The following is a 24642-nucleotide window of genomic DNA, read 5'->3' as shown; positions in this document are numbered from 1 at the left end:
AGCATGTGATGCTTGTCACCACATCCGATTTAACTATTATTTTAAAAACCGGCGGTAGAGTAAGACAATGGAGGCTATCCCGTATGCCACATTTGTCCCATAAAGGTAGTTCTTTGCTCTACTCCATCTGCCCAAGGTTACTAGGTAGACTCTTACCAAGTTCAGAACTACGAGTAAAATTAGGATTCCTATGACTAGCGGCTCGGCAGGAAGAACTTGACCTATGCTGTACGCGAACATCAATCCGTTGGGATCGAGGGTTAGCTTAAAGTAACGTAGCCATGAAGACGTCAAAGGTGTGTAGTAAGTCAAGAAAGTTATCACGGCTACTATGATTGCTACGATCACCATCAAGATCACATTCACGGGCGGTAATGTGCTAACTTTCTGTAATCTCAAGCTCCAGTCAGTGAAGCGGGAAAGTGAAGCATAATCTCCCTGAAGAGTCGCAGCTCTAGCTAGAAGCAGAAGTAACGGCATGCCCAGCGAAAGCGGTAGGAGGGTCGCACTGCTTACGCTACCAACAAGCTTGCAGTCCCAGAGGGTCAACACTACAAGGGTTAGTATCAATGAAGGGTGTAGGACCAGGTTCATCAACGGCTCTACGTTCTGTAGCGAGAGTACTTTTTCACTAAAAATTGTTAACGAAATCCAGGCGAGCTGAAGGAGCTCCGGCATAAGAGGGTGGGCGGGATGGAGGACTACAAACGTCCCACCTTCCAGCCTAATCACGACGAAGATCGTGAGCAGAAGCATTACGACGGTGTTCAAGAGAAGATAGATAGCGTAGACAGTTCCAACAACGATATAACCCAGGAGGAGGAGCAGAATACCCAGCATGCTCACGGCTAAGCTGGCCATCTTTTTTGGATACAATGTAGCCCCTCTTACAACGTACAAGAGGATAACCGCTGCAGCAGTTGATACCACCAAGCCCAGCTGAACGCCGGTTCTTATGCTGAACAGCATCTCGATGGTGGGTTCGCTGAAAACGGCTAAAATGTGCTGGAGGAGCAAGTGCGTTGAAAGCGTTATAGAGGTCGAAGCAGGGAGGATCAGTGCCTGTAGAAGCGTGAACGCCCACGGCACTACTCTAGGAGAAAAGGGACCGTTGCCTAAATCAGCCCAAGCCAGGAGCGCCCCTAGCGGTGCTCCGATAGCGTACTCCTTCAAGTTGACTCTTGACGGGAGGGAGATCGACGTGGGAAGTGCTTCGACACCCAACCAAAGCGGGGAAAACAACCTCACAAAACCCTCGGTTAACAGCATTTGACCTAGTGACAGGACAAGGGATAGGCCGAGTAGCACAATCATGCTTTGATCGAATACGCTCTGGGGATAGCTTAACGAGGTCAGCAGCTGTGGCAACGATGCACTGGGTGTACCCATCATTCTTAGCGCTGTTGCTGCGATGCGTAGGGCAGCGGCCGTCATGGCAGATGTTACACTGAGAGCTAATGCCGACGCCCAGTACTCGCTACGCGGCTTTACTGCGTGGGCGAAAACTATCAAGATGGAAAACACAACCGGTTGAACGATTACCGGCAGGTTACCCACGTCGGGATTGGCAGGCGAGACAAAATCTCCGAGAATAAGGCCTATGCCCGATCCAAGCGTTAGAGCAGCGGCAACCACGAACGCTCCTCTCATCGCAATCACTCAACGCTACTACCATTTTCAACTCTGTTCAAGAACCTGCCGTGCGAAGCCCGCATTAGAACGTGCATGCGCACCGTACAACCGCTCCCGCCCCTTGTGCAGTAGTCTCTCAATGCGTGCTGACGCATCCTCCACTCTTCTGGCGAAAGAAAAACGCAACGCACACCTGTGCTGGTCAGACAGTAGTAGGGACACCCAAAGCTCCTGTGCATCGTGGAGCCCCTCTCCCAAGTCTATTATGTGTAGCGTGCAGGAAACTATGCTCGGTTATGGTAATTTACATATTTCTTTATCTTTATAAATGTATCCTGAAGACTCTCTGGGATAACTTTAGTATTTGAGATAACTGGCATAAAATTAGTATCACCTAACCAACGGGGCACCACGTGAACATGGAGGTGGGATTCTAGCCCTGCGCCGGCAACCCGCCCCAGATTGACACCGATGTTGAAGCCGTCCGGATTTAAAGCCCTCTTGAGTATATCAACGCTCTCCCTAAGAACTTCAACCAATTCGTGGAGCTCATCTTTAGTGAGAGACGAGAAGTCCGGTACGTGACGCGCTGGCGCAACCAGTAAATGGCCAGTGTTGTACGGGTACTTGTTCATCACGACAATCGTTCTAGGTGTCTTAAAGAGAACGAGGTGCTCATTGGGGTCGGCTGCGGTGAAAGCTTTACAGATAAAGCATTCCGCGTCCTTCTCTATTTTAGCGTACTCGATGTACTTCATCCGCCAGGGCGCCCAGAGGATATCCATATTGGTGGGAGTGAGTGCGCGCCGATTTTAATTTGATGCTAACTAAGGCCCGAACCCTTAGAACCGCACTGGCGGACTAAAACCAAATTTTATAAATGATGGTGATGCTACGGGCGGCGTTATGAGCGAGCGGATTTCGCGAGAAGCTCGTAGCAAATGGGAGGCGAAGAAGTGGTTCAGAGTGCTAGCACCCAGTGCATTTGGGTTTGCCGAGATAGCTCTCGTACCGGCGAAGGATGCTTCCGCGCTAATCGGTCGCACGGTGGAGATTAGCTTCTTCGATATTACGAAAGACGTCTCGCAGCTTCCGACAAAGCTGAAATTTCAGATAGTGAGTGTGAATGGCGATACAGCGTACACGCAGCTTAAGCAGATAGAGTTGACCAGGGACTACATAAGGAGCTTGGTTAGACGGGGGACCTCAAGGATTGACGCAGTGGTGGACGTTGAAACGGCCGACGGCGTTCGACTCAGAGTGATGGGCTTAGCGGTGACTCAAAGAAGGGTGAAAACCTCGCAGAAGAAAACTATAAGGAAGGTGATGTTTGACTTGATAGCCGGTAAGGCATCGTCCATGAAGTTTGACGAATTCATCCAGGAGATCGTCCTAGGTAAGCTAGCTACCGAAATCGAGGTAGCCGCGAAGAAGATCTACCCCCTCCGGAAGGCTGAAATACGGAAAGTGAAAGTTCTAACCAGACCCTTCGAGATAGCAGAATTGGTGCAAACCTTAAGCGCTGTTAGCCAATAAGGAGAGAACTTCTATGAGATCACTTACTGCGAGGCGTCTTGCTTCATCTACCTTAGGGGCCATTCCGCTCTTAAAGAGGCAAAGCGCGTAGTAGCCGGTAGAGATTCTCTCTACGAGAAGGGGTAGGACATCGGTGAACCTCACGATTATCATGCCCCGCTCGTCGATGAAAACATCGTCGGACACACGGTGTAACCCCTCTACATTAATCTCTCGGAGGTCGCGAAAAAGCACTACGCCATATACGGTGGGGGTCTCAAGGCCTTTTGATATCGCAAGCCCCTCAAGTAAGCTGATCATCCTCCTAACAACACGATTCAGCCGGCGCTCTTCCCGCTCCTCTATCCCCACATGGTGTAATCCGCTTCTCCACTAACTAATTTTATTCATTTGACGTACGTTACGAGCTTAATCTTGGCAAGTACAGACTCTAGATTTCCTGTCAATTCCCCCTGCTTCGCCAGGAACCACAGGGGGCTTTCCCTATTCACAGCGTACTTAACGCCGTGCGCTGTCTTCGAAAGCCTTCTAACTAGCCCCTGTGCGTGAAGCTGCTCTATTACTTCCTTTATTAGCGTGAGAACAACTGGGTGCGTCGGTAGACCTGCTTCACTAGCTATCTTCTTAGCGTTGAAGGTGAGCATGGACCCCTTCGTTGCGGAGATCATGTTAGCCAGCGTTTCGACGACTATCTTCTGGAGGCGAGCATAATCCCTATAGATCTCGGGGTTAAAGCGATGCGCATTCACGATAGATCCGCTTAACTCGAGGTTATAGCGGCGCCAGCCAGCTCTAGTGATGTAACGCTAATGATGATTGGCATATTTTATGCGTAAACCCACCATTAAGACACTACTCTACCCCTCAACTCCTCTGCTCAATGCAGGGGGGTGGAGGGGCCTCGAATCAACCTATTCGCTAGAGTGTAGGCCACAGCGAATGAAAACCTTTAAAAAGGTTTTCTGCAGTCGACGCTGAAGCTGATGGAGGAGGAGAGGCTATTCATAGCCGATACGTCATCAATAGTTAGCGGAGCTCTCCGCAAAGCCCTCGAGGAGGGAGGGATAAAGGGCAAGCTAATCTTACACTCGCTGCTAGTATCGCACTTTGAGCGCCTTGCTCGAGAGGGGGCTTACCGAGGCTTCGTCGGGCTTAGGGAGATTAAGCGTATTAGGGAGATCTGTGAAAGGCTATCGATAGACGTAGAGTACGTGAGAGACCTTCCAGAAGGTTTACGTTGGTCGCGCGAAATCGACGTTGACGAGGTCGTTCGCGAACTAGCATTGGACCTGAACGCTACGTTGGTCACAGCAGATCAGATATCTATGGAAGCGGCACGGGCGGCGGGCGTCAGCGTAGTGCTCCTAGAGCCCCAGAAGAGGACTCGTTTTATCCTGGATGAATTTTTCAGCGACGACACCCTTTCCGTACATTTAAAGGAGGGGGCGAAGCCCTACGCTAAGGTTGGGCGTCCGGGTAAGTGGCACTTCACCCCGCTCAGAGACGAGCCTCTAACGCGCGAGGAGCTGGAGGCAATTGCGAACGAGATAGTAGAGCGAGCTAAGGGCAACAGCAACGCCTTCATCGAGAGCGAGCACCCCGGTTCTACCATAGTCCAAATAGAGAAGTATAGGATAGTCATTACCAGGCCGCCGCTCTCTGATGGTATGGAAATCACAGCCGTACGACCGATAGCCAAGCTCTCACTCGAAGATTACAATTTGCCGCCGAAGCTGCTCGTCAGGCTGGAAAGGCAGGCGGAAGGAATACTCATCGCAGGGGCACCCGGCATGGGGAAGACCACTTTTGCTCAAGCGCTAGCTGAATTTTACCGATCTCGGGGGAAGGTGATCAAAACGATCGAGTCGCCCCGAGATATGCAGCTTCCCGCCGATGTAACTCAGTACTCAAAGGCTTATGCGACCTCTGAAGAGCTCCACGACGTCCTGCTCCTCTCGAGACCCGACTATACGTTCTTCGACGAGATGAGGGATACGAAGGACTTCGAGCTTTACGCTGACCTGAGACTAGCTGGCGTCGGAATGGTAGGCGTCGTTCACGCTACAAGCCCAATAGATGCTATACAGCGGTTCATTGGTCGAGTGGAGCTCGGGATGATACCATCAATTATCGACACTGTAATATTCATCGAAAATGGAGAAGTGAAGAAAGTGTACGAACTCGAAACGCTGGTCAAAGTGCCGTATGGGCTAAGGGAAGAGGATCTAGCGCGGCCAGTAGTGGTGGTGAAGGATTTCATGACGGGTGAAGCGGAGTACGAACTCTACGTGTTCGGTGAAAGGACTTTCGTTGTACCGATTAAGAGGGAGAAACGGACCGATGAGGTCGCTAAGTCGCGCATCATCACCATGCTCAGAAAGTACCTCCCCGACGCCGATTTTGAAGTCAAGGTTGAGGAACGCCGTGTAGTCCTTCTAGTGGATGAAGAGTATTACAACTACGTTGTCGGTAAGCCGCGCAAGAAGCTTGAACGCATGGCCCGAAGGCTTGGACTGGAGCTCGAGATAATACCGCGCTTCGCTTAAACATTAGACCGGTTAGAGCGGAATAAATCCATCAAGCACTGCATGTATGAACGTTATACATGTTTCTGTGAAGTATGGCGTGGATCCCAAGCTTAGCCACGCAATGCCTTGCGACTTCAACCATCTCTCTGTTTGCGCATCAACGCCTCTATGATCGCCTAAGATGAAGGCTAACCCCTTCTCTAATCTCAGCCTTGAGACGTCTAACCCCAGCTCGTGTAGGTAGTACACCTTTTCTTTCCCGTACACCCTAAGCAATGACAAAACGAGATCCTCGAACGTAAAGTCGTAGACAACTACGCCTCTCATAGGAGTCCCGAAAACCGCTTGGCGCACAAGCATGCCAAACTCTGCCTCGCTCTCGAACCTCACGCCCAAATTCTCACCATCAAGCTCGAGCACGAAAGGTCTAGATCGTCCTTCGAGTACCGCATAGAACACCGTATCCTTGCGAACACCCCCCCTAACGATTAGGGCAGCTATAGCCGATCTAGCAACCACATCGAGGCGCCCGTATGAGGAGAGAGCGTTAATGTTCATCGACTTATCAACATAGGCTTGAGATGCCTTTACAATGAAAACCCTTTTCTTCTTCAAGCCTCTATCAATTCCGCTAAGAATAGCTTCTTGTTGAAGAGACATTTAGCTTAATGGAACTTTCTTTTTCCTTTCATCTTCGGGCCGTATCTTTATGATGCCTCTAAAGATGGCGCACCGTATGCACAAGTTCCTCGTGACCTCGTACGTCGGTATGATCGCTCCCTTGCTGCGCAGCTCATTCGCCAGCTGAGGGTCTATTGGAGCGTACTTCTTTGTTACCTTCACGATTTTCGAGCGAGGTACAAGCGCTCCGCATTCGTCGCACTGAACCAGAGGTTCCTTCCCCTTGTCCCCCTTGTGCCTACCTCTGCTTTTCCTTTTCTTCGGCATCCTTCCTCGCAGGAAGCCCTACAGTTCCACTATATAAAGCGATCTAACCCTAATTCTACGAAACACTCAAAAAGTCATTACTCACAGCCCCCTTCGTGGCTCACATACCCAAGGTACTGGTCATAGGTAGATGCGTGCGGTGCGGGAAGAAGCTTTACAGGGGTGATGAAATGTACAAGTGCTCAAAATGCGAAATACTGTACTGCCCCATCTGCCACAAGAAGCTGCACGGCAAGTGCCAGATCTGCCTTACGCCTCTTGAACCTGCTTAGATTTAAGGAGCGGGCGGATTAGATACTCGGAGAGAGGGCAAACGTTGTGACAGATTCCGCATTTTGTGCACTTTGAAGCATCGACCTTTAACCGCCCTTCCTCCAGCTTCACTGCGCTAGTGGGGCACCAAAGCACGCATGAGCCGCAGTTTAAGCACAGGAAAGCTCTCGCCACAGAAGAAGCGATCTTCCAGACGTCGGCCTCACCCTCGATTTCGACCGTAAGCCTATCGTGTACCTGAAGAACTTTGATTAACGCATTGCCGAGCGCGAAACCGGATGATGAGTATTCAACCTCGCCTATCGTTGAAAGCAAGCCCAGTAGAGTGGCTAAGTCCGCGCTCGCATTGGGCTTCCTGATTTCAACAGTGAACCCCCCTTCCCTAACTTTAACTGCAATCGGCTTCGCGCGTTCTGCTCGCGTTTCACTCCCGGCTAGGCGAATTATATCACCTGGTGGATTAACCCATCGCCAAAGACCCAGCTTTACCCAATCATCACCGTACCCGCAGACCTTAGCATACTCATCGAGTACCTTTTCCCAAGATTCCCAGAGTTCTGGCTTCACCTTCTTCAGCCGATCGATCTCTCCTAACTCAATTGCGGGGCAAAGCCAGCAGCCAAGCCTATCGAACCCCTTGAAGTAGAGGATATTCACCCTGAGTTTTTCCTTGAAGATGTAGAGCCAGACATCGAGAGCCGACCAATCGTGTATGGGAGCCGCTACCAGGGTCGTGGGTATCCACTTGTTCCTGTAAACTCTCGGGCTCAGAGCTCTCGCGGCAGATTCGTAGCGCCGCTGACCCACTATGCTTAGCACTTCTCCCCCTAAACGTTCTTTGATTGCGCGCGCTGTCGGCACCAGCTTGCAGACCTTACAGCACCACCTGTAGTCGCGTGCGGGTGGGCCCATCACGTCGAGCGCACTCCAGAAGGCTTTACCTGCATCGGCTAGCAAAAGCTCTGCCCCCACACGCTTGGCGAAGCTCTTTACGTACTCGACAGTCTCTGGCAGCTCTAAGCCTGTGTCGTTGAAGAGTAATGGAACTTTCCCGAAGGCCTTCTCAGCCAGTCTATACGCGACGAGACTGTCCTTGCCTCCAGAGAAGCTGACGATCGGTTTGAGGCCGGTCTTTGATGCCACGCCGCGCAAGAAATCGACTGCTTCCTGCTCGAGGAGAGAGAGGCGGGACTCGTTTGCCTTGACAGCGTCAAGCCACGTGGGGTTGGAACCGTTCCACTGGTAACGTTTTGCTTTCCAACTTTTTAAAACCCTGATCCAACCCCTTTCCGTTAGTACCCCGACGCCTTCAACACCCGAACGCGTCGCTAATGCTATGAATCGCCTCTCTCGTCTCGAGGGAAGATTCGCTTCAATGATCTTATCCCTATGAATCTCGTAGTTTCTGACTAAAGTCGGTAAATCAACAATAGCGTAATACCCCATCCTCTCTTTAACGAGAGCTGAGACGCCAACGTAGATCGGCTTGAACCTCCACTTTTTCTCCACCACATCGTAAAACCTGTGACCAAGTACGTAACCGTCGACCACCACTTCTTCCGCAACGTCAGGGTAGGGAATCTTGTTAAGCAGAACTATCCTGCGCCTGGGGTAGGGGATCGAACCCAGCTCGCTACGTATCAGCTCCCATAAATGAACGTAGTCGACCCCCAAGGCGGGTCGAGCATCGGCTGGCGGCGTCACCTTAACTGGTCGACCCTCATGCTTGCAGAGGCCGCAGAAGCGTGTTAAAAGGGGTACGTTGCAGTTATCGCACCAGAATATTCTGGCTCCTACGCGTGCTAGGATTCGGTGGGCGCGAGCCCCTAGCCCATGTTTCAGGCGGTCAGTTGGGAGCACAAGGGCCTTCTTTCACCCGTCAATCGCGCGAAACCCTCTTCATTCCAACTTTACAGCTGCTTGAGTCCGCTTATTAAATTTGCGATTTCGGCCTGCTGCAGCACTTTGAAGACTTGGTCCTTCACAGTTATGATACCCATCTCCACTTTCGCGGGAGTTATCCCACCCTCCACCGTCTTATCTAGCACCTTAAGAGCTAGGAGAGTTGCCTCATCAAGCGTCATCCGCCCATCGTACGATTGCTCGAGGATTTCCATAGCTGCTTGAGAGTTGGCTCCCACTGCTGCTGCCTTGTAGCTCATGTAGCTGCCGCCAGGGTCGGTCATGATGAGGTGAACACCCCTCCTGTCGACGCCGGCTATAAGGAAGGCTACGCCGAAAGGCCTAACCCCCCCATGCTGGGTGTAAACCTGCTTTATATCGCAGATCCTTTTAGCCAGTAGCTCAACAGGTATTTTCTCACCATAAGTGAGCCTGTAAATCTGCGCGTAGACCCTCGCATCGTCTATCAAGACTCTAGCGTCACCGAAGAGGCCCGAGAAGGCGAGGCCTATGTGGTCGTCCACTCTCTTTATTTTCTCAGCACTCTCGGCGAGCAGGGATGGTTGGCGCTTCTCGGCGGCCAGAATAACACCTTCGGCCGTCTTAATACCGATAGTTATCGACCCCTTCCGAACAGCTTCGTGCGCGTACTCAACTTGGAACAGTCTACCATCAGGGGAGAAGAGGGCTACAGCTCTATCGTACCCGACTCCTGGTGGCGTGAACACGTGACCACCACAGTGAGGGGGGAGTATGTGCTTAAAAAGCTTGACAGTACCGCTCCCACCCCCTCGAACTCCTGATTCATTGAAGCAACCGTTCGAACTTAGGAAGGATCCACGTGTAAGCGTAGCGGACTAGGATCTCAAGCGATTCACAATCGAGCTCTGAATTTCTCTAGCCTTCTTCAATGTACCCGTCACCTTCAATACTTTAACTATAGGTTCTGGATAAACGGCAACAGCGGCTCTAAAAAGAGGTAAACCTTCTCTCTTCACCCTCACTATCGCCAACTTCTTGTCTTCTTTTACCTCTATCACGCTCACTCCGACTTCCGCCAACCCTCGTAACCCCCAAAGCTCCATCACGGCTCGTGTGAGAACTTCTTCAAGATTCTGAAGCCTGTTTGTGGCAACGATTAAATACCTGTAAGTGCCTTTCACTGAAAGCCACCAGTGGACTCCTTCCCGATAATCTTTACACCGCGCACTGGGATGATGCCTGCCAGCTTCTCGCGGTTTTCGGTAACTAGATCTAAAGCGTTTTTTGACAGTGCATCCAACGCGTACTCGTACGGTACGCCCATAGTGTGAAGTAAGGCTGCCATCGACCTAGCGTCGCGTAGGCTTCTTACTTCCGTTGCGCCCGAAGAGAACAACAGCGAGATATCGGGCCTCCGCCCCCTAGTGAGCTTCCCTAGAACTGCCAAGTAGTAAGAAAGGGTACTAGCTCTCACTCGCACATCACCCTCCTGGAGAGGTGCTAAGAGTAGTTCCACTCGTTTTCCGTATTCCTTCATATACATTAGATCCCCCTTGAGTAAGCGAGCTCCGGGAACGAGAGTGAGGATATCCACGCGAGTATCTCTGCACGCGAAAGCTGTGAGCTGCCTATTCATGGCGTGAACGGTTATTAGTTCGACGCGCGTACGCCACCTTCTCAAGATTTTCTTCGCGAGACTCTCCTTCATTGGCACATCGATGCTCAGTCTCGTAACAACATCTAAACCCTCTTCCCTCCCCCGCTCCCTCAACTGCTCGAACATCTTCATTGCGGCTTCGGGCGACTTCAGGAAAAGTTGAGCGCTGATCGAGGCTCCTACGCCGGAGAAACCTAGCTCACGCATGTAGCTTAGAGTTTCCGGGGTTAGTAGATCGGCAGAAACAAGCAAATCGTAGAACTTCCTCATACCTGCCTCAGTACGTCAAGCCCCCTACTTCGAACCTCGTTTAAGACGTGGCGGGATAGCTTCACCTTCACCTTTATCACGTCGTCACCATCGTAAACTCTCATCCTACCAAGGTAGGCGTTCTGCTTATCAAATCTCACGTGGAGGTTCCCAGAGGAGTCTATGCGCTGTTCCAGAGTGGCTTCAACTCTCCTTAAATCTTCGTGAGGGAGTTTCTCTAGAATCGCTTTAAGCAGCGTACTCGCTAGTTCAGGCTCGTCCACCACTAGCTTTAACACGTATATTACGTTCCCATAGAAGCCCTGAAGCATCGACACTTTGATCTCTTCCTCTACTACGTGTCGCAGATCGCTGGGAAAGAGGTTCAAGAGGGCAGTCCTTACCTTGTCTAAGCTCTCAGTTGCGTGGCAGAACACCGTTGCCTCAAGATGAAGTGCTCCCTTGCTCATCCTGCTTCTGCTGGCCATACATTTTCCGTATTTTTTCGAGAACTTTTTCCACTTTACTCTTGTAATCCACCTTTTTCGTGAAGCCACACACCCAGTTTCTCTCCGGGTCGTTCTGAACGGATGGGTGGTGGGGGTCTACCATGACAACTTCGTACCACTTGTACATGCCGTCCTCACCCACCCAGTAGGAACCGAGGACAACCAGGTTTGGATACTTCCTTGCAGCTCTCTCTTCGGCGATCAACTGCGCGCTTTTATGCGGCGAGTAACCGTGCACACCCATCCTTTTCGGCCTCCTGCCGGAACGGGGGCGAGGCCTATTGAGCCCTCCCTTCCTTACCCGCACCCTAACGATGACGAAGCCTTGCTTCGCTTTATAGCCCAGAGCCCTCGCCCTATTGATACGGGTCGGTTTATCAACTCTCACTACCGTCGGCTGCCTCCTCCATTCAAGAAGCCTCTTCTTGTACACCTCTGCTAGCGGCCCCTTCGTTGGTCGCTTCCAAAGCTCTGCAACGTACTTGTAGTACCCCATAGCTCTCCTGAAACCTTCCCGAGACCACTTTTTAAACCCGATGATGCCCCGAAGCGCTCCGTAACCCCCGCTGTTATTCACCCTTGAGAGCGGTAATCAGCCGCTCAGCCAGCAAGCGGGATACCCTTGCACCAGCTTCCCTAGTCTGAGCCCCAATGTGCGGGGTCGCAATCACCTTAGGGTGCTTGATCAACCCCCACTCCCAATCCTCGCGCGGCGGCTCATTGTAGTGCACATCGAGGGCAGCACCCTCCAGTATGCCTTCGTTTAACGCTCTAAGGAGTGCCTTCCCGTCCACGACCCATGCTCTGGACGTGTTAATCAAAAACGACCCTCTGGGCATCAAGCGTAGATTCCCTTCGTTCAGTAGACAGTGCGTTTCAGCCGTGTAGGGGACGTGCAGTGTCACTAGCTCACAGGTTTTCAATAGCTTCTCTAGATCTGTAGCGGGTTCAGCGCCTATGCCCGCCGCTTCGCGCATCAGCAGCTCCCTATTCCTCCTATACACGACAACGTGAGCCCCCAAAGCAACCATTTTTCGCGCTACCAGCGAGCCTATTGTCCCTAGGCCGATGACGCCGACTCTCATGCCCGATAGTTCTCGACCGATGAAGCCCCCCTTCTCCCACCTCCCGGATTTCAAGCTTTCAACGGCCTGCGGGATCGACCGTAGGAGGGAGAAGGCTAGGCCTATCGTTAGTTCGGCTACGGCGTTTGCAACAGCTTCCGGGACGTTGATTACCTTGATACCTCTTCTGGTGGCTGCCTCAACATCGATGTTGTCCAAGCCCGCGCCGGCACGTGCGATCACTTTTAGTGCGTCGGCAGCCATTATGACGTCGGCTGTGACCCTTGTCGCACTCCTAACGACAATCGCATCATAGCCCCTAACGACCTCCTTTAGAACTTCTGGAGGAGGTGTGCGAACTTGGACGACTTCTAAGCCGTGTTTCTTCAGTTCGGCGATGAAATCGGCGGGCATGGGGTCTGTTATGAGCACTTTCACGGATACAGCCCCTCGCTGCCGTCTAAAACAGTAACGCTACAGGTTTGCGAAGAGCCCTTGCTGCCACCTTACAAAGCTGGAGTAGGCACCTGAGATAAGCGTCCATGCGAGGACGATTATCAGCGCACAGCTAGCTGCCACGGCGATGTAGTCTCTCTTCTTCAGCTTCAGTTCTATGTATGGTTGCACCTCCTTCACAGCTCCAAACCCGCGGGCTTCGAGCGCTTCCGCTACCATGAGACTGCGCCGCAGCTCGTAAATTATGAGTGGCACGAGAAGATAGGTGTAGTTTCGTATGCGCTCTTTCAACCCTCCCTTCTCCAGCTCTAGACCCCTACACTTTAAAGCATCGGATATTGTCTGGAGATCCCTAGCTAGGGAGGGGACAAAGCGCAGTGACATGGTGAACATTATGCTGTACTCACGTGGGACCCCCGAAAGCTCTAGCGCTGCAGCCAGCTCGTCGGCAGTCGTCGTGAGGAAGAAGATCGAGAAGGCAGTTGTCAAGCAGAGGAACCGCAGGGTCATTGTTGTTGAAGTGAAGAGCTTGTGGGAGGGTAGCGTTAGGTAGTTTAGCGTGAAAATCATCGCGAGGAGCAAGGAGAGGCCCTTAAGGGCTTGAACCCACTCCTTGAGTGATCGGCCTAACTTCAGCAGGAAAGCTTCAATCAACAGGAGCACGACTAGTGAGAGCACATCGTTGAGAGCGAGAGAAGTTGCGCTCAGTGCTAGGAGCATGACGAACTTCGCGCGCGGGTCGAGCGCGTGTAGTGGCGTATTCTTGCGCCTGAATCTGAAGATGTCGAGAACCTGGCTCAACGCTTACCACCGCAGTGATTTAACAGCATCAGCACTTCCGCGTACAAGCTTCCTGGTAGTAAGGGGGTTTTCTGAAACTTTATCCCCTTACCCATTAGCTCGGAAGCTGCAGCGGGGATCTGGGGCATAAGTAGACGGGCTGACTTTAAAGCTTCAGAGTCCGTCAGTACCTCCCACGCGGGACCCTCTCGTATGATTTTGCCGTCTGCCATGAGCGCAACGCGGTCGGCCACCTGAATTGCGAACTCAACATCATGCGTCACTAGTACCACACCCTTGCCTTGGCGCTTCAGGCCGAGTATCAGTCTCGAGATCTTCGTCTTGTTGTAGTAGTCCTGTCCCGCTGTGGGCTCGTCGAGTACGAGCACGTCCGGTTCGTAGCAGAGCACGGCAGCGAGCGCGAGACGCTTCCTCTCCCCCACGCTTAGGCTGTAGGGCGATTTATCGCGGTAGCGCTCCAAATCGAACGCCTTCAGCACTCGCTCGCTGATCTCGCGCGCCCTGTCAAGCGTGTAACCCATGTTTCGCAGAGTAAACAGGATCTCCTCTTCTACACTTTCCGCGAAAAGCTGATGATCAGGGTTTTGGAAGACCAAACCTACTCGCCTAGCCAACTGGGCTACAGAGGCTTCCCTCGTGTCCACGCCGAAAACGAGGACCCTTCCTCGCTGCGGCTTCAGCAAGCCTGTGAAGTGCTTCACCAGAGTTGTTTTACCTGCACCGTTCTCTCCCATTAACGCGAGAACCTCGCCTGTCCGCAGGAGCAGTGATACTCCCTTCAAGACAGGCTGCGAATCGTAGGCGAAGTAGACGTTCTCTACTCTTATCGCCTCCATCTCCTTATCACCTCGACAACCTCCTTTGAGAGGTCCTCGGGCGTCAGGGGTGGGTAGCCCTGCACCAATCCTCTCCTCTTTAACAGCTCGTGGGCCAAAACGACTGGTGGTGCTCCCACAAGCCCTAGAACCTTGTCCACAGCAGCATGAGGCTCGTCGTCGACCACTATCTCCCCCCTAACCATGGCGATCAAGCGTGTGGCAAACTTCAGCGCGAGCTCCATCCTGTGCTCAACAACTATGGCTACAATCTTCCTCTCGTCCACAAGCCTTCTTACCAGTGAGAGTATCTCGAGCGCGCTCAGAGGGTCTAGGTTGGCCGTGGGCTCATCCATCGCTAGGACTTCGGGCTCCAATACCATTACAGAGGCGATAGCCACCTTCTGCTGCTGGCCCCCACTTAGCTCGTAAGGCGCCTTATCTCTCAGCTCCTCTAAACCGAAGAGCCTTAGTGCCTCTTCAACTCTCCTTTTTATCTCACTCCTGGGCAACCCCATGTTCTCCAGGCCAAAAGCGATCTCCCTCTCAACGCTAGATAGGAACAGCTGGTTCTCCGGATCCTGAAAGACCATCCCTACATGCCTAGCGAGGATGTGTGTTGGTGTCCGCTTCACATCGAGGCCGGCAACGCGAGCTTCCCCCCGAAACTCGCCCTCGTAGAAGTGGGGTATCAGTCCGTTCAGCACTCTAAGAAGGGTGCTCTTCCCGCAGCCCGAGGGCCCCACTAGAACTATGAATTCTCCTCTATCGGCGGAGAGCGTAACCCCTCTCAATGCGTACTCGTCACTCCCTTGGTACCTGAAGTAGACATCGTTCAGCTCTATGACAGCCACACTGCTGCCCTCGAATAAGCTCCGCTTATAAAACTAAAGTGCTCAGCGGCCGGCAAAAATCTTTACGACCATCCTGTTCTGCAGTACAGCGTCAGCGCCTAGCCTCCTCTTTGTCCTCACATCCAGCGCTGCTATGAACTTGTCGCCGAGATCAGTGTGGATAGCATAAGCTAAGTCCCTTGCTGTCGACCCCCTTCTCATCAGGTATACCTCTGGAAGAACCCTGCCCTCACTATCCGTTAGCGTCTGCTCGTCGGCGACGGGGAATACGGCTACGCGGCCGAGAACGTTGAAGACCGTGGTGTTGAGCACCTCCTGAACACCCGTTGAGCCCCATACTTTCAGGACGTTCTTCCTTATGTACTCGAGGGCCGCTTCCTGCTTAGCCGTCAGCTTCCCGATCACCTCGAAATCCCTGTCTCCAGGGAGGTACCTTATTAGCCCCGCTGCCGCAGCCCTTCTGAGCGCCAGCTCCGACTCGGCTGACGTAGGTATGACCACGTAGCGATTCTTAAGAGCCTCCCTCATCCTCTCGATGTTAGATGCCGCAACCGCTAAATCGGCTTTGTTGGCTGCGATCACCATCGGTTTAGCTCTCACCCTCATCTCGCGGATAAAAGTGATCAGGTCATCTCTCGTCCACGAAGTGGGTTTCTTGCTGTGCAGCCCGGCGTGCTCTATCGCCTCCACTATCGAGGCTCGGCTCACCTCTAAACCGCTCAACCTCTTGTAGAGCTCATCCTCCACCTTTGACCCTGTAGCTTCAATAGTCATGGCAAACCTCCTCCAATCCTTCTCGAGCATGTCGAGAATCCACATGTCGAGCTCGCGCTCGAGGAACTGGACGTCCTCGAGAGGATCGTGGCTACCCGGCTCAACGGGCCTACCCTCGCTGTCAGTCGACCCGGCTGCATCAACCACGTGGATTAACGCATCGGCTCTCCTCAGGTGATCGAGGAACCTGTTCCCCAAACCACGGCCCTGCCACGCGTCTGGCACGAGGCCGGCCACGTCTAGCAGCTCAACCGGCGCAAAGCGCCAACCGTTAACGCAGAAGGAGCCAACGGGATTATCGATTACACCGAACTCCTTGCACACGCACTCGAACCTCACGTAACCGATGCCCACGTTCGGTTCAATAGTGGTGAATGGGTAGGGAGCGATTTTGACACTTTGAAGCGTGGCCGCCGCAAAGAACGTGCTTTTCCCAGTGTTAGGCTTCCCCACGATACCGAGCTGTACGCTGGGTCTTGCCATCCATAGGCTTAGGTTTTTACCGCAATTTATCAGTTTGGTGGGTCTCAACGACAATTGTGATCTTCGGCGAGGATTTAGCAGCCTGCCTGGCAGCCCACGAGATCCGAAAAATCAACAGACGGGAAGAGGTTATAATCGTCCGGTCAAGCAGGAGCATTGGATACTCACGCCGGCTGCTGCCCTACTACGCCGCTGGTCTCGTGGAGAGAGCGGAGTTGATTCCGGGAGAGCTGCTAGAGATCGCAGACCTGGTGACCATTGCCTCGAGCGAGGCCATATCATACGACGATGGTTACCTAACGGTGGATGGCAGGCAGATCGCTAAGCCGGCTGTGCTGGTGTCCGCCTGGCCGCTGCTCAATCGTAGAGGAGCAGTCAACCTTCTTAAGCCTGAAGACGCGGAAGCCCTCCGAGATGCTTTACAGGCTGCGAAGGAAGCATTCGTCACTGGTGGCGTCGCTGCGCTACCCGTAGTAGACGCTCTTGCCACGGCCGGGTGGAAGGTTTCGCTAACGTGGAACTGCGAAGAGTTCGATAGCGACGTAGAGTCCGTACTGATCAACGAGCTCCAAAAGGGTGGAAACGTGAGACTCGTCTCCGAGCCTCCCTCTGATGCTCCTGTGCTGATCAACTTTGGCGGCGGCGATCCACCCAGCCTACCGCTCGGGAGAGTAACGGCGGAAGGCTTCATACCTGTCGATTCTAGCTGTAGAGTTGTGGGATCAGACTTGCATGCTATTGGTTTAGCTACGGAGGTTGTTGAGCCCGAAGGCTTTAAGCACCGTGTCGCGTGCGAAGAGGAGGTGCTACTACAGGCTATGAACTTCGCTGCGTTTGAGGTGAAGGCTCCCTTCCCTCTGTTGAGGCGTTACTTCGTCGCTAGATTCGGAGGCCGCGTTTACGCGTCTTTCGGACTCACCATGGGTGAGGCCGAAAGTGTAGGCTACGACGCAGCAGCAACGAGAATTAGGGGGTGGGGCCGCTGCAGCGACGTTTTACTGAAGGCTATCGCCTCCCGCGAGGGCCACGTTTTGGGACTGCAAGTAGCTATCAATGAGGAATTCGCTTGGATTCTAGGTTTACTCTACTTCATCGTACTATCGAGAGCGAAGCTCCACGAAGTCTCCCGAGCGATTAGCCCCATCGAGTTGCAAAACCCATCTTTCGAAGGCATATTCGATAAGGCGTTCAAGGCTCTCCTGAGGAAGGCGATACTGCGGAGCTTAGCCAGAACCTCGCAGCGCCTGACAGGCGAGTTAAATCCCTGATCGATCCCCGATAATTTGAAGCCACGGGTTGTCCTTGACGAAGCTGGGTAGTTCTGTGAAGCCCTCGTGATCCCATTGCGCCGTACCTGCAGAGGATAGGGTGGCTAAAAGCCTGTTCAAGGTTTCGTTCAGCCTGTCTATGGATGCTTTCAACTCGTATATCGCCTCGAGTAGTGCCTCGGCATCTTCCATCGTTTTCACCGAAGCCCTACCACCGCTAGTCGAGGGATCTTCTGTTGAGGAAGGTAAGCGCCCGTACAGCTTCCTGTACTTGTAGAGTGCCTTGTAGACGGTTTTGATGGAGACTCCAAGTTCGCTAGCGAGCTCCTTAGCCTTAGGCGGAGGATACCTGGACGAATACCTCGCCACGATCAGGCTTTCCGTCCTCGTTAAACCTTCCACAAAGACTATGGGGAGCGACGGTATTTGGGCTCCGCGAAAAACCTCGAAACTTTCGCAGCGTTCAGTTAAGCATCGCGCAAGCGTCGCTCTACCAGAGAACAAAGATAAATTGGCCGTGCAACTTAAGCCATTGAATGGGGCGTTCGATCGTCATCGCGGCCTTTAGCGACGTTCATGGACCTAGACACCTGCAGTACCTGAAGAATTCGATTGCGGCCATCGAGCAAGCAGACTTGGTGCTAGTTGCTGGCGATATCGTAGATAAAGGTGCTCCTCAGCATTGCCGTCTCGTCATGGATGTTGTTCGTTCCGTCTATAGGGGGCCTGTATACGCTATCTTCGGTAACGAGGAGTACGATGAGATTGAAAAAGAGCTGAGAAGCATTTGCTCCGAAGTATTATGGCTTAAGGACGAGTTGGTCAGCCTTGAAGTAAAGGGCTTCTCATTCTCCATCATCGGCACGCGCGGCGTTTTAGACGAACCGACTGCTTGGCAAAGGAGGAACATACCGAACATCAAGGCCATCTACGAGCAGCGTCTCAAGACAATCGTCAACTTGCTCGTCGAGGCTAAGAAGAGAGCCCGCTACACCATCCTGCTTACACACTATGCCCCTATCTGCTCAACGCTGAATGGCGAACGCCCGAGCATTTGGACCCAGATGGGATCGCGACGGTTAACAGAAGCGATCCTACGCTACCAGCCGGAGCTGGTAATTCACGGGCACGCTCACAATAGCACGAGTACTTTTACGCAGATCGGCATAACTAAAGTCTACAATGTGGCTCTTCCCACCGTTAAAGGGGTCACTTCGATAGAGCTGCCTACTAAGATTGGCTTAGAAGAGTTCTTCTGAACCTGTACTAAACTTAATGTAAAACAACCGTTTGCTTCTCCTTCGATTTCTTCTTTCCTTTCTTTTGCCGGCTCCTTTCGAGGAGCTCCTTCGGTAAGATCTCCTGTTCTAGCACCTCGACTATAGGTATCACGATGTATTTGCTATCGTTAACGTAACTTTCACTTACTTGAACTTCCCCGGTGAACCTGTTGAACAACAGGTATTTCCCTGCAATCACGCCCTCGGTTTCGCAGTAGTATATCGATACAGCATCGTAAGCTGGGAAAGGCACATAGAGAACGCTTCTGGCATCAACGTTTACTCGATGTACGATGAAAAGCTGCGCAGCAACAGCTACGTTAACCAAATCTTCGACACTCTTTACCTTCACGAGGTACGGCTTAGCCACGGTCGACCCCTGCCGCTTAGTGTACACTATGCCTTCATTGTACATCTATAAAGTTAGCGCATACTCCGGAAGCCGTCACCCTGCGCAGCAAAACTCAGAATAACTCTTTAAAGGTTTTCGAAAGACTCGGAGAGTATGAGTGGTGAGGTAGTCCCCGCTAACGAAAAACAGAAGCAGTTCCTGGCCGCACTTGAGAGCCGTGACGTCGACGTTGTGGGAGCTTTTGGGCCGAGCGGGACTGGAAAGAGCTTCATAACCTGCTTATTCGCCATAAAAGCGATCAGTGAGGGTAAGTACTCGCGCTTCGTCATAGTGCGCCCTCTCGTCGATGTGAGCAGCGGGAAGAGGTACACAGCCATTGAGCTCGGCAACCTCTTCTTCGATCTGGCGGCTTCATACTTGTACGATCTAGTGGGCGGCATATACGGCAGCGAGCATGTTAGGAGGCTACTCAATGAGGGGAAGATACTTTTAGCGGACCCCAGCTTCCTGTTTGGTAGAACTTTCGATAATACGTTGCTCTTCCTTGACGACGCTCAACACGTGCCGCCAGAAGTGGTGCACGAGGCTCTACTGAGGTTAGGCAACTCGTCCAAGCTTGTGATCGCCGGGGATCCGGTCTTCCAAGCGTGGAGCGCCTCCAATGGAGCAGCCGTGGCTCGTGAGCTGCTGTTGGGACTCGATAGAACCTTTGTGGTGGACTTTGGCATCCATGACATCGTGAGACCTGGAGCTAAAAGGGCGTTCAAGCTTGCGTTAGAGGCTCGCGTCAGGGCGAGGGCGTTGAGCGAGGAGGAGAAAAAACTGCTCAGTCTGGCTTACACCCATGCACCCGACGCACAACTGGTGAGCGTCGTGGATCTAAGGCCCTTCAAGGAGAAGTACTCGATCAAGACATCGCCGGACGCTATTCTGATATCGAAGGAGGGTTACCTGGGCCGCCTGATAGGCAAGGGTGGTGAGCGCATCGAAAGGATCGAAAAGGAGAGCGGCTTATCACTACGGGGTGTAGAACTTACGCTCGACCTTAAACAGCTGATCACTGCGATACACCCAGTCGGGTGGATTAGAAGGTACATAGGTGGGGTTGACATCATCGCGACAAACTTGGAAGTGGAAGTAGACTCGGAAAACCTTGGTGCGTTTGTCGGGCAGAAGGGCGCTTTCATCAGATTCCTCGATGAAACTTTCCATAATCTTTTGGGTATAGGAGTTAAAGTAAAGAGCGTTGAATTAGAGAAAAAGGAAACTAGAAAGAAAAAAGAGAGAAAATAAAGATCAGTTATGAAGTTTCACAAGGTAATCGTCGCTGAAAAACCCGGTGTTGCCCGAGCCTTCGCGGTATACTTAGCCGAAGGTCGACCATCGATAACGGAGATCTCGGGGACCCGTGTTTACACGTTCAAGCGGGATGGCCGTATTTGGGCTTCAATAGGTATTCGCGGTCACTTGATGGACTTCGATTTCCCACCCGAGTACAACAAGTGGCACAGCGTGGACCCCCTTGAGTTGTTCAAGCTGAAACCGGTTATGACGCTCAGAGAGGGGATGCTGAAGTACGTTAAAGCCTTGCAACAGCTGGCCAAGCAGACGACCACCGTGGTTCTAGCCCTCGATGCGGACACTGAGGGAGAAGCTATAGCCTTCGAGGTCATGGAGGTGATGAGAAGAGCTAACCCGAGCCTGCGGTTTGAGAGAGCCTGGTTTGCAGCTGTTACGAAGGAGGATCTCCTCAATGCGATTATGCAACCCCGCCAACCTAACCCCCGCTGGGCCAACAAGGTTTTCGCGCGCATGGTGCTAGATTTAACGATCGGAGCGGCCTTCACACGCCTGCTGACGCTAGCCGTGGAGAAGCAGAACGGAGGTCTCCCTCGTGGGCGTTTCATAAGTTACGGGCCTTGCCAGACGCCGGTGCTCTACCTAGTCGTCAAGCGGGCGATTGAAAGGGAGCAATTCAAAAAGAAAAAGTACTATCAAATCGTCGCTACCGTAAAGATCTCAGAACACAAGCTTAGAGTTAAGAGCGAGAGGAAGTTCGATAGTAGAGAGGAGGCTCAGGCAGCAGCTTCTCAACTCCTTAAGAAACCGATAGGAGTCGTAGTGGAGGCCGCGTACAAGGAGAGGGTAATCGAGCCTCCCGAGCCCCTAGCCACGGTAGAGATGGAGCGAAGGGCTAGTAGGTTCCTGAACATTCGTCCCAAGCGCGCGATGGACATAGCTGAGGACCTCTACCAGGAGGGGTTGATCTCCTACCCGCGCACTGACACCACGATATACCCTCCAACCCTCAACCTTCGGGCCATAGCTTCGTTGTTCACGACTCACGAGGATCTGGGACCCTTTGTACGCAGCGTTATTCTCTCAAAACCTACACTTAGAGTGAGGCAGGGTAGAGAGGATGATGGCGCGCACCCGCCCATCTATCCGCTCCGATACGTTAAGCGAGAGGAGGTGGTGAAGCGCTTCGGCGAAGAGGGATTCAAGCTCTACGACCTGGTCGTTAGGCACTTCCTAGCCACCCTTAGCCCTCCCATGAGGATTGAAGATCAGCTCATCGCAGTCGAAGTGGGCGGCATAAAACTGACAGCCGAGGGCTTAAGGATCCTAGACCCGGGCTACACTATAGTGTACCCCTTCGAAAGACCCCGTGAAACTGTTCTCCCGCGCCTTGAGAAGGGGCTTCGAGTCGATCTCATCGAAGCGAAGATCGCCGAGCTGGAGACCAAACCACCCCCCTACTTGAGCGAAGCTGAGCTTCTTCGACTGATGAAGCGCTACGGTATTGGTACCGATGCAACGATGCAGGAGCACATACACACGAACATCGAGAGGAAGTACTTCGAGGTTGTAAGAAAGCAGTGCATACCCACCCCACTCGGTAAAGCGCTAATCCTCGCACTATCCGAGGTCGCGCCTGAGACCGTGCTACCGGAGGTGCGCGGTAGAATGGAGGCCGAGCTCAGTAAGATAGCTGAAGGTACAGCCGATCCAGATCGAGTCATTGAAAGTGTGAAAGCGGAGTTCATGAGGCACTTCATAAAACTGAGGGAGTCTGAGCACAAGATAACCCCCATACTGCTGCAAGGGGTGAACGCTGTCTACGGCTCACGCTCAAAGCCTAAGGGAAGCTAAAATCTCGATAAATCTCGCAAGGGAGACGCCGCTCACCTCCAGCGCTTCAAGAATCCCCCTGCCCGCGGCTACATTGGCTAGCGCAACGCGCTCGCGGGGATCCCTGTACACGCCCCTCGCTAAAGCCTCCCGAGATGCTGTTGCAGCTGTCTTTGTCAACCACTCCTTTGAAACCGGTTTCTCCAGTCTCTCCAGCACTTCAAACTCGATCACTGTGACCCAGTCGTCATCCTTCACGAATGGGTAGATGCGGCGGAGGTCGCGAAGCATCTCGTGGTAGCTCGAGAAGCCGTCCATGCTGGCCAATGACTCACTCCTCAGCTCGCGGAAGCGGAGATGCTTGAAGCCCTTAATGCGGGCCCTAGCGTATATCAAGCCCCGGCACTCAATGAAAACGTGGTGCCTCGTCGGCTTCACCAAACCCCATCGAATAGTGATCGTCTTGCCATTCGCGAAAACCTTCTCTAGGTACACCTTTTTGAAGGATAGGCTTTCGTTAAGTTGCCTGACCACCGTCGGCATCGCCGTCGCGCTCAAATACTCTCGGTCTAATGGTTTAAATGTTCTACCCGCACTTTACCAGCGTGAGTATCGTCGTTGCGCATGGGGACCTAGATGGGCTGGCATCAGCGGCCGTCGTAATGGCTGCTCTTAGGAGGAAAGGAGAGAAGGTGAGCCTGGAGATCGCTCAACCCTACACGCTCGCCAGAACGTTGCTCAAGTTGAGCGCTGTGAAGCCTCGCATGATAGTGATCGTGGACTTGGGCGTGGACAGCGCAGCATGGCCCACGCTCGAGAGCGCTGTGAAGGCTCTAGTGGAGCAGAAATGCAGGATCCTGTGGATCGACCACCACCCCGCTACAGTCAAGCGCGCTTTCGAGCTGACAACACTCGGCGTCTCGCTGCTGTACACGAGCAATGGTAGTGCTTCAACGATCGTGAGGGAAGCATTTGCAGACGCGACGGATGACCCAGCCTTCTACTCCAAACTGGCAAAGCTCGGCGAGATTGGCGACGGTGTCGCTGAAGGCGACGCGGAGCTGGCAGTGTTAGCTGACTCGCTCTCTGCCGCCTTGAGCGCGCCATCGGTGAAGGACGAGTACAAGAAGGCTATCGTCAATATGTGGGTGAAGGAGAAGAGGCTTGTCAACGACGATGTAGCGCTGCTGGCTGAGGAATCAGAAAAGATCCTCACTGAAAAACTCAAGAAGGTTAACGAAAATATTGTTCTTGAAACCAAGAAAGGTTTAGTGATCGACGCGAGGGATGTGAAGCTCGCGGGTCTCGCCGGCCGCCTCGCCGCCAGCATAGCCCAAGCAAAACGCAAGGTAACAGTGCTGCTCTTCGCACCCAGCGAGCAGAGTGTCGTCGCAACATGTAGAGTCCCACGCGACCTCGACTTTGACGCACTCAAAGAGCTCATTCCCGCGGCTGTCGAGCACGGTGGAGGGGGAGGAGGGCATCCTAAAGCTGCCGCGCTACGCGTACCAGCTGCTGCGGGTGATGCATTACTGCAGAGGATCTGCGAGATAATTAGAAGAGAGCTTGATTGACTATTAAGTTTAAATAATCTAACTGAATTATAAGCAATTCAATATCAAACACGTTACTCGGAAAACCCTGCCGAGCCAGAGTACTGCACAAGGTGGGCTGAAACACTAGTGGATTGGACTCGAGTTTTTGAGGTGGTGCCGGGGCCGGGATTTGAACCCGGGTTCTCCGGGCGGGACTTCCGCTAACCGGATATCCTATCCCGGGCCCGGATTATGAGTCCGGCGCCCTCGACCAGGCTAGGCGACCCCGGCTAGGGAGAGAAGTTGCACAGGCCCACTTAAACTCTTCGCTAGCCTAGAAAACGGCGCGTAGGAGCACTCATAGCCAAACATCAGACGAATACGGCAGCGTACAGATGGCGCTGGAAGGCGCGAAAGCCTTAAAGCGTTCCCAGCGGCAATCCCTTGAGAGCGGCCGTAGTCTAGTCTGGTAGGACGCCGGCCTGCCACGCCGGAGAGCGGGGACACCGCACGGAGGACCCGGGTTCGAATCCCGGCGGCCGCACCATCGGTTTCCCTTAGCAAAAAAGTTTAAGCAGCGCCCTATTCGTTCGCCCACGTCTGGGAAATCCC

Annotated in this window: 28 protein-coding genes and 2 tRNA genes; 9 read left to right on the top strand and 21 right to left on the bottom strand. The window is 53.0% G+C overall.

Features of this window, described 5'->3' with window-relative positions; all coding sequences use genetic code 11:
* Positions 1 to 36: 36 nt before the first annotated feature.
* Entirely contained in the window at positions 37 to 1650 is a 1614-nt protein-coding gene (locus tag QXF46_00480; GenBank protein ID MEM0225343.1) for a hypothetical protein, read from the bottom strand.
* A gap of 266 nt (positions 1651 to 1916) precedes the next feature.
* Positions 1917 to 2390 carry an HIT domain-containing protein gene (locus QXF46_00475; protein ID MEM0225342.1) on the bottom strand — a complete coding sequence of 158 codons (474 nt, stop codon included), beginning with the start codon at positions 2388 to 2390 and terminating at the stop codon, positions 1917 to 1919.
* Positions 2391 to 2538: 148 nt separating this feature from the next.
* Here QXF46_00475 and QXF46_00470 point away from each other — a divergent pair, with 148 nt between their 5' ends.
* Positions 2539 to 3168 (top strand): 30S ribosomal protein S3ae, encoded by a 630-nt coding sequence (locus QXF46_00470; GenBank protein ID MEM0225341.1) that lies wholly within the window; start codon positions 2539 to 2541, stop codon positions 3166 to 3168.
* On the opposite strand, the gene QXF46_00465 is transcribed toward QXF46_00470, so the two are convergent.
* Positions 3148 to 3519, bottom strand: coding sequence for a hypothetical protein (locus QXF46_00465; protein ID MEM0225340.1), 372 nt, complete (start codon positions 3517 to 3519; stop codon positions 3148 to 3150). The genes QXF46_00470 and QXF46_00465 overlap by 21 nt on opposite strands.
* A 35-nt stretch (positions 3520 to 3554) precedes the next feature.
* Positions 3555 to 3917 carry a hypothetical protein gene (locus tag QXF46_00460; GenBank protein ID MEM0225339.1) on the bottom strand — a complete coding sequence of 121 codons (363 nt, stop codon included), beginning with the start codon at positions 3915 to 3917 and terminating at the stop codon, positions 3555 to 3557.
* Between the two features lie 234 nt (positions 3918 to 4151).
* On the opposite strand from QXF46_00460, the gene QXF46_00455 reads away from it, so the two are divergent.
* Positions 4152 to 5714, top strand: a complete 1563-nt coding sequence (locus tag QXF46_00455; protein ID MEM0225338.1) for a PINc/VapC family ATPase — start codon at positions 4152 to 4154, stop codon at positions 5712 to 5714.
* 12 nt (positions 5715 to 5726) lie between these two features.
* On the opposite strand, the gene QXF46_00450 is transcribed toward QXF46_00455, so the two are convergent.
* On the bottom strand, positions 5727 to 6356 hold the full coding sequence (locus QXF46_00450) for a hypothetical protein (GenBank protein ID MEM0225337.1): 630 nt from the start codon (positions 6354 to 6356) through the stop codon (positions 5727 to 5729).
* On the bottom strand, positions 6357 to 6644 hold the full coding sequence (locus QXF46_00445) for a 30S ribosomal protein S26e (GenBank protein MEM0225336.1): 288 nt from the start codon (positions 6642 to 6644) through the stop codon (positions 6357 to 6359).
* A gap of 95 nt (positions 6645 to 6739) precedes the next feature.
* On the opposite strand from QXF46_00445, the gene QXF46_00440 reads away from it, so the two are divergent.
* Entirely contained in the window at positions 6740 to 6916 is a 177-nt protein-coding gene (locus QXF46_00440) for a hypothetical protein (protein ID MEM0225335.1), read from the top strand.
* On the opposite strand, the gene QXF46_00435 is transcribed toward QXF46_00440, so the two are convergent.
* The 11 genes from QXF46_00435 to QXF46_00385 form a co-directional block, all read right to left on the bottom strand.
* Complete coding sequence (locus tag QXF46_00435; protein MEM0225334.1) at positions 6894 to 8777, bottom strand: phosphoadenosine phosphosulfate reductase family protein; 1884 nt, start codon at positions 8775 to 8777, stop codon at positions 6894 to 6896. The two genes, QXF46_00440 and QXF46_00435, sit on opposite strands and share 23 nt — an antisense overlap.
* A 50-nt stretch (positions 8778 to 8827) precedes the next feature.
* On the bottom strand, positions 8828 to 9547 hold the full coding sequence (psmA, locus tag QXF46_00430) for an archaeal proteasome endopeptidase complex subunit alpha (GenBank protein ID MEM0225333.1): 720 nt from the start codon (positions 9545 to 9547) through the stop codon (positions 8828 to 8830).
* A gap of 129 nt (positions 9548 to 9676) precedes the next feature.
* Positions 9677 to 9982 carry an Rpp14/Pop5 family protein gene (locus QXF46_00425; protein ID MEM0225332.1) on the bottom strand — a complete coding sequence of 102 codons (306 nt, stop codon included), beginning with the start codon at positions 9980 to 9982 and terminating at the stop codon, positions 9677 to 9679.
* The gene (locus tag QXF46_00420; protein ID MEM0225331.1) at positions 9979 to 10728 is read right to left on the bottom strand and encodes an RNase P subunit p30 family protein; all 750 of its coding nucleotides are present in this window, start codon (positions 10726 to 10728) and stop codon (positions 9979 to 9981) included. Before QXF46_00420 ends, QXF46_00425 begins: the two co-directional genes overlap by 4 nt.
* Positions 10725 to 11177 (bottom strand): RNA-binding domain-containing protein, encoded by a 453-nt coding sequence (locus tag QXF46_00415; GenBank protein MEM0225330.1) that lies wholly within the window; start codon positions 11175 to 11177, stop codon positions 10725 to 10727. Before QXF46_00415 ends, QXF46_00420 begins: the two co-directional genes overlap by 4 nt.
* On the bottom strand, positions 11152 to 11712 hold the full coding sequence (locus tag QXF46_00410; GenBank protein MEM0225329.1) for a 50S ribosomal protein L15e: 561 nt from the start codon (positions 11710 to 11712) through the stop codon (positions 11152 to 11154). The genes QXF46_00415 and QXF46_00410 overlap by 26 nt, the downstream gene beginning before the upstream one ends.
* 73 nt (positions 11713 to 11785) lie before the next feature.
* Positions 11786 to 12718 (bottom strand): hydroxyacid dehydrogenase, encoded by a 933-nt coding sequence (locus QXF46_00405; GenBank protein MEM0225328.1) that lies wholly within the window; start codon positions 12716 to 12718, stop codon positions 11786 to 11788.
* A gap of 36 nt (positions 12719 to 12754) precedes the next feature.
* Positions 12755 to 13537: an energy-coupling factor transporter transmembrane component T gene (locus tag QXF46_00400; protein MEM0225327.1), complete on the bottom strand. Its 783-nt coding sequence runs from the start codon at positions 13535 to 13537 to the stop codon at positions 12755 to 12757.
* A complete protein-coding gene (locus QXF46_00395) occupies positions 13534 to 14373 on the bottom strand; it encodes an ABC transporter ATP-binding protein (protein MEM0225326.1) in 840 nt (279 codons plus the stop codon). The genes QXF46_00400 and QXF46_00395 overlap by 4 nt, the downstream gene beginning before the upstream one ends.
* Positions 14361 to 15206 carry an ABC transporter ATP-binding protein gene (locus QXF46_00390; GenBank protein MEM0225325.1) on the bottom strand — a complete coding sequence of 282 codons (846 nt, stop codon included), beginning with the start codon at positions 15204 to 15206 and terminating at the stop codon, positions 14361 to 14363. The genes QXF46_00395 and QXF46_00390 overlap by 13 nt, the downstream gene beginning before the upstream one ends.
* A 42-nt stretch (positions 15207 to 15248) precedes the next feature.
* A complete protein-coding gene (locus QXF46_00385) occupies positions 15249 to 16463 on the bottom strand; it encodes a redox-regulated ATPase YchF (protein ID MEM0225324.1) in 1215 nt (404 codons plus the stop codon).
* A 56-nt stretch (positions 16464 to 16519) separates the two neighbouring features.
* Here QXF46_00385 and QXF46_00380 point away from each other — a divergent pair, with 56 nt between their 5' ends.
* A complete protein-coding gene (locus QXF46_00380; protein ID MEM0225323.1) occupies positions 16520 to 17731 on the top strand; it encodes an FAD/NAD(P)-binding oxidoreductase in 1212 nt (403 codons plus the stop codon).
* Here QXF46_00380 and QXF46_00375 read toward each other — a convergent pair.
* On the bottom strand, positions 17720 to 18133 hold the full coding sequence (locus QXF46_00375) for a hypothetical protein (GenBank protein ID MEM0225322.1): 414 nt from the start codon (positions 18131 to 18133) through the stop codon (positions 17720 to 17722). The genes QXF46_00380 and QXF46_00375 overlap by 12 nt on opposite strands.
* Positions 18134 to 18267: 134 nt before the next feature.
* On the opposite strand from QXF46_00375, the gene QXF46_00370 reads away from it, so the two are divergent.
* Positions 18268 to 18990 carry a metallophosphoesterase gene (locus QXF46_00370; GenBank protein MEM0225321.1) on the top strand — a complete coding sequence of 241 codons (723 nt, stop codon included), beginning with the start codon at positions 18268 to 18270 and terminating at the stop codon, positions 18988 to 18990.
* A gap of 13 nt (positions 18991 to 19003) precedes the next feature.
* On the opposite strand, the gene QXF46_00365 is transcribed toward QXF46_00370, so the two are convergent.
* On the bottom strand, positions 19004 to 19381 hold the full coding sequence (locus tag QXF46_00365; GenBank protein ID MEM0225320.1) for a hypothetical protein: 378 nt from the start codon (positions 19379 to 19381) through the stop codon (positions 19004 to 19006).
* A 135-nt stretch (positions 19382 to 19516) separates the two neighbouring features.
* Between QXF46_00365 and QXF46_00360 the strand changes: the two genes are divergently transcribed.
* Together QXF46_00360 and QXF46_00355 are read left to right on the top strand one after the other, a co-directional pair.
* Positions 19517 to 20656 carry a PhoH family protein gene (locus tag QXF46_00360; protein MEM0225319.1) on the top strand — a complete coding sequence of 380 codons (1140 nt, stop codon included), beginning with the start codon at positions 19517 to 19519 and terminating at the stop codon, positions 20654 to 20656.
* Positions 20657 to 20665: 9 nt separating this feature from the next.
* Positions 20666 to 22516: a type IA DNA topoisomerase gene (locus QXF46_00355; protein MEM0225318.1), complete on the top strand. Its 1851-nt coding sequence runs from the start codon at positions 20666 to 20668 to the stop codon at positions 22514 to 22516.
* On the opposite strand, the gene QXF46_00350 is transcribed toward QXF46_00355, so the two are convergent.
* Complete coding sequence (locus QXF46_00350) at positions 22496 to 23038, bottom strand: ASCH domain-containing protein (GenBank protein ID MEM0225317.1); 543 nt, start codon at positions 23036 to 23038, stop codon at positions 22496 to 22498. The genes QXF46_00355 and QXF46_00350 overlap by 21 nt on opposite strands.
* Before the next feature lie 62 nt (positions 23039 to 23100).
* Between QXF46_00350 and QXF46_00345 the strand changes: the two genes are divergently transcribed.
* On the top strand, positions 23101 to 24069 hold the full coding sequence (locus QXF46_00345) for a DHHA1 domain-containing protein (protein ID MEM0225316.1): 969 nt from the start codon (positions 23101 to 23103) through the stop codon (positions 24067 to 24069).
* Positions 24070 to 24202: 133 nt separating this feature from the next.
* Here QXF46_00345 and QXF46_00340 read toward each other — a convergent pair.
* A tRNA-Met gene (locus QXF46_00340) sits at positions 24203 to 24321 on the bottom strand.
* 159 nt (positions 24322 to 24480) lie between these two features.
* Here QXF46_00340 and QXF46_00335 point away from each other — a divergent pair.
* Positions 24481 to 24577 (top strand) — tRNA-Gly (locus tag QXF46_00335).
* Positions 24578 to 24642: the final 65 nt, after the last annotated feature.

This window comes from Thermofilaceae archaeon (genome assembly GCA_038731975.1).
In the GTDB taxonomy this organism is placed as follows: Archaea; Thermoproteota; Thermoprotei; order Thermofilales; family Thermofilaceae; genus JANXEW01.
Note: the sequence above shows the minus strand (reverse complement) of the source record. Positions and strands in the feature narration are given on the sequence as shown.

What these genes read in the sequence shown, in the direction of transcription:
- QXF46_00385 (MEM0225324.1), bottom strand. Translation starts at nt 16,463, where the DNA reads ATGGCAAGACCCAGCGTACAGCTCGGTATCGTGGGGAAGCCTAACACT.
- QXF46_00420 (MEM0225331.1), bottom strand. Translation starts at nt 10,728, where the DNA reads ATGAGGAAGTTCTACGATTTGCTTGTTTCTGCCGATCTACTAACCCCG.
- QXF46_00350 (MEM0225317.1), bottom strand. Translation starts at nt 23,038, where the DNA reads ATGCCGACGGTGGTCAGGCAACTTAACGAAAGCCTATCCTTCAAAAAG.
- QXF46_00395 (MEM0225326.1), bottom strand. Translation starts at nt 14,373, where the DNA reads ATGGAGGCGATAAGAGTAGAGAACGTCTACTTCGCCTACGATTCGCAG.
- QXF46_00415 (MEM0225330.1), bottom strand. Translation starts at nt 11,177, where the DNA reads ATGAGCAAGGGAGCACTTCATCTTGAGGCAACGGTGTTCTGCCACGCA.
- QXF46_00450 (MEM0225337.1), bottom strand. Translation starts at nt 6,356, where the DNA reads ATGTCTCTTCAACAAGAAGCTATTCTTAGCGGAATTGATAGAGGCTTG.
- QXF46_00480 (MEM0225343.1), bottom strand. Translation starts at nt 1,650, where the DNA reads ATGAGAGGAGCGTTCGTGGTTGCCGCTGCTCTAACGCTTGGATCGGGC.
- QXF46_00455 (MEM0225338.1), top strand. Translation starts at nt 4,152, where the DNA reads ATGGAGGAGGAGAGGCTATTCATAGCCGATACGTCATCAATAGTTAGC.
- QXF46_00410 (MEM0225329.1), bottom strand. Translation starts at nt 11,712, where the DNA reads ATGGGGTACTACAAGTACGTTGCAGAGCTTTGGAAGCGACCAACGAAG.
- QXF46_00445 (MEM0225336.1), bottom strand. Translation starts at nt 6,644, where the DNA reads ATGCCGAAGAAAAGGAAAAGCAGAGGTAGGCACAAGGGGGACAAGGGG.
- QXF46_00470 (MEM0225341.1), top strand. Translation starts at nt 2,539, where the DNA reads ATGAGCGAGCGGATTTCGCGAGAAGCTCGTAGCAAATGGGAGGCGAAG.
- QXF46_00370 (MEM0225321.1), top strand. Translation starts at nt 18,268, where the DNA reads ATGGGGCGTTCGATCGTCATCGCGGCCTTTAGCGACGTTCATGGACCT.
- QXF46_00360 (MEM0225319.1), top strand. Translation starts at nt 19,517, where the DNA reads ATGAGTGGTGAGGTAGTCCCCGCTAACGAAAAACAGAAGCAGTTCCTG.
- QXF46_00355 (MEM0225318.1), top strand. Translation starts at nt 20,666, where the DNA reads ATGAAGTTTCACAAGGTAATCGTCGCTGAAAAACCCGGTGTTGCCCGA.
- QXF46_00475 (MEM0225342.1), bottom strand. Translation starts at nt 2,390, where the DNA reads ATGAAGTACATCGAGTACGCTAAAATAGAGAAGGACGCGGAATGCTTT.